We start from the raw sequence: 11,180 nt of genomic DNA on the forward strand, positions 1-11,180 counted from the left end.
GCAGATAAAACGGCAACCATTAATATTTTAGATAACAACACGGCAACAATTAGTATTGCTGCAACACCAACTAGTATAAATGAAGCTGATGGGGTAGCAACCTTTACGGTAACTTTAAATACAGCTGTTCAAAATGCATTTACAGTAGATTATGCTACGAGTAATGGTACTGCAACTGCAGGAACAGATTATATTGCTGCAAATGGCACTTTAACATTCCCAGCTGGGGCTGCTGCAGGTACCGTTTTAACTTTCACCGTTTCTGTAAATGATGATAACCTGGTTGAAGCCAGTGAAGGCTTTAATGCAACAATTAGTAATGTAACAGGCGGATTGGTAACTATTGCTACAAGTACAGCAGCAGTAACAATTACTGACAATGATAATGCCATTGCTACAATTGCTAGTGGCATTAACGGTAGTGAAACCGGTCCGATGAGCGGAACATTTATTGTAACGTTAAGTAATCCATCTGCTACTGATACACAAATCACCTATAGTTTAGGTGGCAATGCAACCGAAGGAAGTGATTACACTGCAATTCCAACAAAAACGATTACCATTCCGGCAGGTTCGTTAATAGGAACAATTACTATTCCCGTTGTAACTGATGCCGTTACAGAAAGTGTTGAAACAGTTGTAGCTACTTTGGTCAGTTCAAATAATCCTAAAATTACGGTGGGTATATTGCCAGTAATCATCAATATTCTCGATGCAAATACTGCTAGTATTAGTATTTCTACCACACCAACGGTTAACGAAGCTGCAGGAACTGCAACCTTTACCGTAACCTTAAACAATGCGGTTCAGGATGCGTTTAGCGTAAACTATTCTGCAGATGGTGGAACAGCATTAAGCGGATCTGATTTTACAGCAACAACCGGCAGGTTAGATTTTCCTGGTAATTCACCTGCAGGTGCAACGCTAACTTTTACAGTGCCAATTAACAATGATAATATTGCGGAAGCTGCTGAAACCTTTACGGCCAGTTTAAGTACTATTACTGGTGGAGTAGTGGTAATCGCAAACGCCACCGCTACAGCTACCATTGTAGATAATGATGCAGCAACGGTGTCAATTGTACCAGCGATTGTAGGTAATGAAAATGGACCAGTTAACGGCACATTTACCGTTACTTTAAGCAATCCATCATCAACCGCAACTGTTGTTACGTATACACTCGGTGGTACGGCTACAGAAGGAGATGATTATACTGCTATTGATACCAAAACCATCATCATCCCGGCAGGGCAAACAACCGGATCAATTACTATTCCTGTAAAAACAGATGTGATTGTTGAAGGTGTTGAAACCATAGTAGCTACACTTGTTGCTACAAATAGTGCGGTGGTAACAATTACACCAACAGTACCTAACCAAACAGCAAGCATTGATATTATAGATCAAACAACAGCAACCGTAAACGTTGTAGCCACCACTAATGGTGCTGAACCTTCGATACCTGGATTGTTTACTTTCACTTTAAGTAATGTCGCTACAACTGATACCCAAATTACTTATGCGGTAAGCGGAACTGCAACTAGCGACCTGGATTATACTGCAATCGGAACAACAGTAACCATCCCGGCAGGGCAAACAACTGCAACTGTACAAGTGCCAGTAATAGTAGATAACATCGTTGAGGGATTAGAAACGGTAATATTAACGATGGTTGCCAATACTAATAATACATCAATTAGTGCCAACACCACTCCAGCAACTTTAAATATTAGTGATAGTAATACATCAATTGCTACAATTACAGCTGGTACAACTGGTAATGAAAACGGATTAATTAGTGGAACTTACATTGTAACCTTAAGTAATCCATCATCTCAACCAACGGAGATTACTTATACCTTGGGCGGAACGGCAACTGAGGGAACTGATTACAGTAACATCGTTACTAAAACAATTACTATTCCGGCAGGACAAACGACTGGAACAATTACAATTCCGGTTTTAGCTGATGCAATTGTAGAAGGAACTGAAACGGTGATTGCTACCTTAACTGCATCTGCAAATCCATTGGTAACCTTTAGTAATTCGCCTGCTAGCATTAGCATTGTTGATAATACTACTGCAACAGTAACCGTTGCAGCTACCACAAATGGGGCTGAGCCAACAACAGCTGGATTGTTCACTCTCACGTTGAGTAATGTATCAACTACGGATACGCAAATTACTTATTTGGTAAATGGAACAGCAACAAGCGGATTGGATTACACCTCAATTGGAACAACGGTAACTATCCCGGCAGGACAAACAACTGCAACAGTACAAGTGCCAGTTTTAGACGATAACCTAATTGAAGGATTAGAAAATGTAGCATTAACTATGCTTTCTGGTACAAGCAATAATGCAATTACTGCTAACACAACACCAGCAATAGTAAATATTACTGATAACGATACTGCAATTGCAACCATTACAACAGGTATTGCAGGAGATGAAAACGGACCGGGAAATGGTACGTTCACTGTAACATTAAGTAATCCATCTACAACGCCAACAGTAATTAGTTATACAGTTAACGGAACTGCTACTGAAGGAAGCGATTACACAACAATTGTTAAAACAATCACAATTCCGGCAGGAGAGATTACTGGAACGATTACAATTCCTGTACTAAGCGATGCAATTGTAGAAGGAAACGAAACAGTTAAAATTACTTTAACAGGTACAGACCAAACATTGGTAAAGGTAAGTAATACGCCAGCAAGTATCAATATTGTTGACAATACACTTGCAACGGTAACGGTAGCCGCTACTTCAAATGGTGCAGAGCCAACTATTGCAGGTCAGTTTACTTTCACGTTAAGTAATGTTTCTACAACTGATACTCAAATTACTTATTCGGTAAATGGAACGGCAACAAGTGGAGCTGACTATACTTCAATCGGTACTACAGTAACTATTCCGGCAGGACAAACAACAGCTACAGTTCAGGTGCCAGTATTGGAAGATAACATTGTAGAAGGAATAGAAAAAGTTGTTTTAACTATGGTAGCTGCAACAAATAATACTGCAATTACTGCAAGTACAATTCTTGCCACTATAAATATTACTGATAATGATACCGGAGTTGCGACAATAACAGCAGGAACAACCGGTAATGAAAACGGAAATGTAAGTGGCACATTTACGGTAACGTTAAGTAATCCATCATCAACTGATACTGAAATTACATATACCACCGGCGGTTCTGCTACAGAAGGTGCTGATTATAGTCTAATCGCTAAAACAATTACTATTCCAGCAGGTCAAACTACCGGAACAATTATTATCCCAGTGATAACAGATGCAATTGTCGAGGGAACTGAAGCAGTCGTAATAGCTTTAGTTTCATCTAAAAATGCTGCCATTACCACAAACAGTACTCCGGCTAGCATAAATATTTTAGATAATAATTCGGCAACAGTTAGTATTTCTACCACGCCAACAATTAACGAAAATGCAGGAACAGCAACATTTACGGTAACGTTAAATACAGCTGTTCAAAATTCATTCTCTGTTAATTATGCTACCGTAGACATTACTGCAACTGCAGGATTAGATTATGGTGCAACTACTGGAACGTTAACATTCACAGATAACTCCGCAGCTGGCGCAACTTTAACATTTACAGTGCCTATTAATAATGATAACATTGTTGAAGCTGCTGAAACTTTCAGTGCAACTTTGAGTAATGTAATTGGAGGTGCAATAACCATTGCGAATGCAACAGCAACTGTTACCATTACAGATAATGATATCGCTACTGCAAGCATTGCTGCGGGTACAAATGGTAATGAATCTGGTCCGGCTAATGGAACATTTATTGTAACATTAAGTAATCCTTCATCAACACCAACAGCTATAACCTATACATTAGGTGGTACTGCAACAGAAGGAAGTGATTATACTGCCATAACAACCAAAACAATTACTATCCCTGCTGGGCAAACTACAGCAACGATAACTATTCCTGTAATTGTAGATGCTGTTGCAGAAAGCATAGAAACAGTAGTTGCCACGTTGGGAACTTCGAATAACCCAGCAATTAGTGTTAATACTGCTTCAGCTGGTATAAATATTTTAGATGCAAATACTGCCAACGTAAGTATCGCTATCAATGCGGCAAGCGTAACAGAAGCTGTTGGAACAGTTACACTTTCTGTAACTTTAAATATTGCTGTTCAAAATAGCTTTACAGTAGATTACACCACTGCAAACGGAACAGCATTGGCAGGTTTAGATTATACCGCAACCAGCGGAACATTAACATTTCCTGCAAATTCTCCAGCAGGAACGGTTCTAACGGTAGCCATCCCTGTAATTGATGATAATTTGATTGAAAACGCTGAAAACTTTACAGTTGGATTAAGTAACGTTGTAGGTGCAGATGTTGCAATTGGCGTGAGTCCGGCGACTGTAACTATTGCAGATAACGATGTTGCAATAGCTACAATTACACCAGGTACCAATGGAAGTGAAACTGGCTTGGTAAGTGGTGCGTTTAATGTTTCATTAACTAAACCATCATCAACATCAACAACTTTAACATTTACCTTATCAGGAACAGCAAGCGAAAGCGCAGATTATGGCGCAATTACAAAAACTATTGTAATTCCTGCTGGTCAAACAACTGCTACTATAATTATTCCTGTATTGGAAGACCAAATTGCTGAAGGTTCAGAAACGATTATTGCAAACTTAACTAGTTCTAGTAATCCTGCGATAACAGTGAGTAATACTTTGGTAACCATCCAAATTTTAGATGAAGATGTTGCCACAATTAATATTGCCACAACGCCTGTAATTAACGAAAATGCAGGTACAGCAACATTCTCAGTAACTTTAAGCAAAGCAGTGCAGAATGGCTTTACAGTTGATTACGTAACAACAAACGGTTCGGCAACTTCAGGAGTTGATTATGTGGCAACTAGTGGGAAATTAACTTTCCCGTCCAACTCAGCTGCTGGCACCACTTTAACATTTACAGTGCCAATAAATGACGATAATTTAGTCGAACCATCAGAAACGTTTAACGCAACTTTAAGTAATATAACAGGAGGTATTGTAACACTTGGTACAAGATCGGCTACAGTGACTATTATTGCCGATAATGATGCTGCGTTTGCTACAATTACAGCAGGTGTAAATGGAAATGAAAATGGTCAGGTTCCTGGAAGTTACACAGTAACTTTAAGTAGTCCATCATCTACACCAACTCAAGTTACATTTACAGTAGCTGGTACTGCAACGGAGGGTAATGATTATACATCGATAACAAAAACAATTACGATCTCAGCAGGTCAAACAACAGGAATAATTAACATTCCAGTTGTAGCTGATGCAATTGTGGAAGGTGTAGAAACGGTAGTGGTTACCTTAACTGGCACTGATAATCCGAAAATAAATGTAAATGGTACACCGGCTACGATTAACATCATTGATAATAATTCAGTAACCGCAAGTGTTTCTGTGGTACAAACCAATGTTGATGAAGCAGCTGGAACTGCAACATTTACGGTAACCTTAAGTGGTGCGGTACAAGCGGCTTTCAGTGTAGATTATCAAACATCAAACGTAACAGCAATTGCAGGATTGGATTACTTAGCTACCAGCGGAACATTATTATTCCCAGCGGGTTCTGCAGCAGGTTCTAGCCTAACTTTCACTGTTCCAATTATAGATGATAACATTGCTGAGCCTAATGAAACTTTCAACGGTATCCTAAGTAATGTGACAGGTGGCTTGGTAACCATTGATAATGGAATGGCTACTGTTACCATTACTGATAATGATTCATCAATCGCAACAATTGCTGCTAGTACATCAGGCAATGAAAATGGGCCAGTAAGTGGCGTATTTACGTTAACTATTAGCAGTCCGGCAGCAACTGATACGCAATTTACCTATACTTTAAGTGGCACAGCAACGGAGGGAACAGATTACAGCACAATGACAACCAAAACAGTTGTCATTCCAGCCGGACAAACTTCTGCAACCTTTACCATTCCTGTATTAACTGATGCTCAGGTAGAGGGCACTGAAACAGTAATTGCTACTCTAACTGCATCGAATAATCCATTGGTAGCATTAAGTAATGTGCCTGCAAGTATAAATGTTATAGACAATACAAATGCAACCGTTACAGTAACCGCCTCGGCTGATGGAGCTGAACCGTCTACCACTGGTGAATTTACTTTTACTTTGAGTAATGTGTCTACCACTGATACGCAAGTAGGTTATACAATCAGCGGAACAGCAACCAGCGGTTTAGATTATACAACAATTAATAATACAATAACAATCCCGGCCGGCCAGACAACAGTTAAAGTTGTTGTTCCTGTGTTAAACGATAACATAATTGAGGGGAATGAGACCGTAATATTAACTTTAAATCCTGCAACTAATAACTTATCGATAACTGCAAATCCAACACCAGCAACTGTAAATATTACAGATAGTGGTTCAGCAATTGCCACCATCACCGCTGGTGTAAATGGAGCAGAAAATGGTTCAGTTAACGGAATATTTACGGTAACGTTGAATAACCCGTCTGCAACGCCAACCATTTTAACTTATAATTTAAATGGTACGGCAACCGAGGGAGATGATTATACGCCAATCGTAACTAAGACAATTACTATCCCAGCCGGACAAACATCAGCGACCATTACTATTCCAGTATTGGCAGATGCTATAGTGGAAGGAACAGAAACCGTGATTGCTGGATTGGTTTCTGCTAATAGTTCATTAGTTACAATTAGTAATGTTTCGGCATCGATAAACATTACAGATAACAATACGGCAACAGTTAGTATTTCAACTTCGCCAACTATTAATGAAGCTGATGCAACCGCTACATTTACGGTTACTTTAAGTTCGGCTATTCAGAATGCGGTTACCGTCGCTTATAACACAGTAGATGGAACAGCATTGGCTGGTGCAGATTACACAGCAACAAGTGGAACACTAACATTCCCAGCCGGTGCTGCAGCAGGAGCAACATTAACATTTACAGTTTCTATTAATGATGATAACTTGTTGGAAGGAAATGAAACCTTCACTGGAAGATTAATTAGCGTAACAGGTGGTTTAGTAACCATCGGCACAAGTAATGCTTTAACAACAATTGTAGATAATGATGCTTCAGTTGCAACGGTCACAACAGGAATAAATGGAAATGAAGCTGGCCCGATTAATGGAACATTTACAGTAACATTAAGCAAACCATCAGCTACTGATACACAAATTACTTATAACGTAAGCGGAACAGCTACCGAAGGAAGCGACTACAGCACGATTGTAACCAAAACAATTACAATACCTGCCGGCTCAACTATTGGAACAATTACCATCCCAACAGTGGTTGATGCGATTACTGAAGGTAATGAAACGGTTATTGTAACACTTACTGCAACTAACTCTTCGGTAACGGTAGATAATACAGCAGCAACTATTTCTATTATTGATGCCACAAATGCAACGGTAACAGTAACTGCATCGGCAGATGGAGCAGAACCTGCAACACCTGGACAGTTTACATTTACTTTAAGTAACGTTTCAACAACTGATACGCAAATTACTTACGCCATAAGTGGTACAGCAACAAGCGGATTAGATTACACTAACATTGGTACAACAACAACCATCCTGGCAGGACAAACAACTATTATTTTGGCTGTGCCGGTATTGGATGATATATTGAATGAAGGAAATGAAACGGTTATTTTAACAATGCTAGTGGCTACAAATAATCCGTTAATTATAGCTAGTGCCACACCTGCAACTGTAAACATTAGAGATAATCGTACGCCAATTGCAAGTGCACCAAGTATTACAACCAATGAAGATGTTTCAATTAATGGAACAATAACTGCAAGTGATGCAGATGGTGATTTATTAACTTATATTGTTACCACTGCCCCAGTTAATGGTACATTGGTGTTAAACACTAATGGAACTTACACTTATACACCAAATGCTAACTTTAACGGAACAGATAGCTTCACAATAAAAGTTAGTGATGGTAAAGGTGGAACAGTAACCTTAACAATTCCAGTAACGGTTACTTCGGTAAATGATGCTCCAGTGGTAACTCCACAAAGTATAACTACAAATGAGGATAGTTCAGTTAATGGAACAATTATCGCCACTGATGTAGATGGAGACCCATTAACTTATGCCGTTACTACAGCACCTGTAAATGGAACAGTTGTAATAAATCCTGATGGTACTTATACTTATGTGCCTAAGCCAAACTTTAGCGGAACAGATAGCTTTATCGTAACAATAAGTGATGGTAAAGGTGGCTTGGTTACAGTAACCATTACGGTAACAGTAACAGGAATAAATGATGCACCAATTGCAACCTCACCAGCTATTACAACAGTAGAAGATACGCCTAAAACTGGTGTAATAACTGCAAATGATGTAGATGGCGATCTGTTAACTTATGCCGTAACAACAAAACCAGCAAATGGAACAGTAGTAGTTAATGCAGATGGGACTTATACTTATATACCTAATGCAAACTTTAATGGAACAGATAGTTTCACTGTAACAATAAGCGATGGTAAAGGCGGAACGGTAACGGTTACAATTCCTGTAACAATTACTGGTTTTAATGATGTGCCAGTTGCAACTTCACCTGCTATTACTACAGCAGAAGATACACCTAAAACTGGTGTAATTACGGCAAGCGATGCCGATGGGGATTTCTTAATTTATGCTTTAACTACTGTACCAACTAATGGAACGGTTATCGTAAATGCAGATGGAACTTATAATTACACGCCTAGACCTAACTTCAACGGAGCGGATAGTTTTACGGTAACAGTAAGTGATGGTAAAGGTGGATTAGTAACGGTTACAATCAATGTTATGGTAACTCCGGTTAATGATGTTCCGGTAGCGGCTACTCCGGTAACCGTTGGCACCAATAAAAATACGCCGATAAGTGGTCAGGTTACCGCAACTGATGTTGACGGCGATCCTTTAACCTTCACAACAGGAACACCTCCGNTGATTTCTCTGATGAGTAGATAGGGTTTTCCGGTCAATGATGTTCCGGTAGCGGCTATTCTGATAACCGTTGGCACCAATAAAAATACGCCGATAAGTGGTCAGGTTACCGCAACTGATGTTGACGGCGATCCTTTAACCTTCACAACAGGAACACCTCCGGCAAATGGTACTGTTGTGGTAAATCCTAATGGAACATTTACCTAYACACCTAACAACAGTTACAGTGGAACGGACAGTTTCACCGTAACAGTAAGCGATGGCAAAGGCGGAACAGCGACAGTAACGGTCAATGTAAACGTTGCCCAAACCAATGTTGCTCCGGTGGTAAATGATGTCTGGAGTAACCTCTGTTTCAGAAGTTCCNACACCTAACAACAGTTACAGTGGAACGGACAGTTTCACCGTAACAGTAAGCGATGGCAAAGGCGGAACAGCGACAGTAACGGTCAATGTAAACGTTGCCCAAACCAATGTCGCTCCGGTGGCTACCGCTCCGGCAATCACCACAGCTGAAGATGTTCCAGTTAATGGAACGATCACAGCTACTGATGCCGATGGCGATGCATTGACGTTTACCACGACAACCGCTCCGACAAACGGAACGGTGGTGGTAAGACCAGATGGAACCTACACCTATACGCCAAACGCCAACTTCAACGGAACGGACAGTTTTACAGTAACAGTAAGCGATGGCAAAGGCGGAACAACCACGGTATCCATCAGTGTAACGGTAACTCNGGAACCTACACCTATACGCCAAACGCCAACTTCAACGGAACGGACAGTTTTACAGTAACAGTAAGCGATGGCAAAGGCGGAACAACCACGGTATCCATCAGTGTAACGGTAACTCCGGTCAACGATGTTCCGGTAGCCACTGCACCAGCCATTGCTACGCCACAAAATACACCTAAAACCGGTGTTGTTACGGCGAGTGATGTAGATGGCGATGCCCTAACATTTACGCTGAGTACTGCCCCAGCAAACGGTACTGTTACCGTTAACGCAGATGGAACGTATATCTACACACCAAAACCAGGTTATGTAGGAAATGATTCCTTCACCATTACCGTAAGCGATGGCAAGGGCGGTRCAGCTACTATAACAGTTCCGGTGAACGTAACGCTTGTTGCCGCTCCGTCAATCGGTTTAACAAAACAGGCGACCAACACGGTAAGCAAAGYCGGCGATGTKATCAACTATAACATCGTGGTAACCAATACGGGCAATGTTAATCTAACCAATATCACTGTTGTAGATGCAGGTGCTGATGTGGGTTCGATAACTCCTGCAGGTATTGCCAACCTGATTCCGGGCGCCAGTGCAACCGTTACCGCCCGCCATACCGTTACGCTTTCAGATGTTAACAACGGATCGTTTACCAACCAGGCGAGCGTTACGGCAAATGATCCGAACGGAAATGCCGTAACTAAATCAAAATCTGATAACCCGGCTACACCAGAGGTGGATGATGCAACGGTTACTGTTATCGCTCCGGCATCGACCATTACATTGGTGAAAACAGGTGTGGTGAGTGCAGACGGCAATAGCATCAGCTATAATTTCAGTATCAAAAATACAGGAAACGTAACCTTGCATGTGATCAMTTTGGTGGATGCAAAACTCGGGTTGAACAGGACCTTATCGGGCAATCTCGCTCCGGGGGCAACAGCTACCGAAAGCGTTGCCTATCAGCTGACACAGGCTGATAAAGATGCCGGAAGCGTAACCAACTCTGCAACCGTAAGCGCCAGAACGCCTGCCAACCTTTCGGTAAGCGATATTTCCGGAACCGCAGAAAACAATGATACGCCTACGGTAACAAGCTTTAGCGTTAATCCATCGATTGCGCTKRTYAAAACAGCAGCTTTCAGCGGAAATAAGGTAASCTACACCTTTACCATSAAAAATACCGGTCCGGTTACTTTGAACACGATCACTCTGACTGATGCCAAACTGGGAATCGCAGGTAAGGCAATCACCGTTGCGGGCGGTTTAATTCCGGGGGCAACGGTTTCAGATATAGCGGTGTACACCTTGACGCAGGCCGATAAAGACCTGGGTACGGTGAGCAATACCGCTACGGTGAACGCGAAATCGCTGAACGGCATAAATGTAAGCGATGTATCGGGAACAGCAGAAACCAATAACACCGCAACAGT

1 protein-coding gene and 3 pseudogenes (1 of these 4 running past the window's edge) are annotated in these 11,180 nt (G+C 41.1%); all 4 read left to right on the top strand.

All coding sequences use genetic code 11. The features are described 5' to 3' along the window. Nucleotides 1-9,015: part of a Calx-beta domain-containing protein coding region (locus ASE92_RS21155; RefSeq protein WP_235527335.1), annotated on the top strand (this coding region is incomplete at its 3' end). Its footprint begins 19,488 nt before the window's first position; the window shows 9,015 of its 28,503 annotated nt. Between the two features lie 42 nt (nt 9,016-9,057). After that, a pseudogene (locus ASE92_RS21270) lies at nt 9,058-9,381 on the top strand (cadherin-like domain-containing protein); the annotation flags it as partial. A 1-nt stretch (nt 9,382) separates the two neighbouring features. Further along, nucleotides 9,383-9,755, top strand: a pseudogene (locus tag ASE92_RS21725) (tandem-95 repeat protein); the annotation flags it as partial. Between the two features lies 1 nt (nt 9,756). Continuing rightward, nucleotides 9,757-11,180: pseudogene (locus tag ASE92_RS21730) on the top strand (tandem-95 repeat protein); the annotation flags it as partial.

It is taken from the genome of Pedobacter sp. Leaf41 (assembly GCF_001422545.1).
In the GTDB taxonomy this organism is placed as follows: domain Bacteria; phylum Bacteroidota; class Bacteroidia; order Sphingobacteriales; family Sphingobacteriaceae; genus Pedobacter.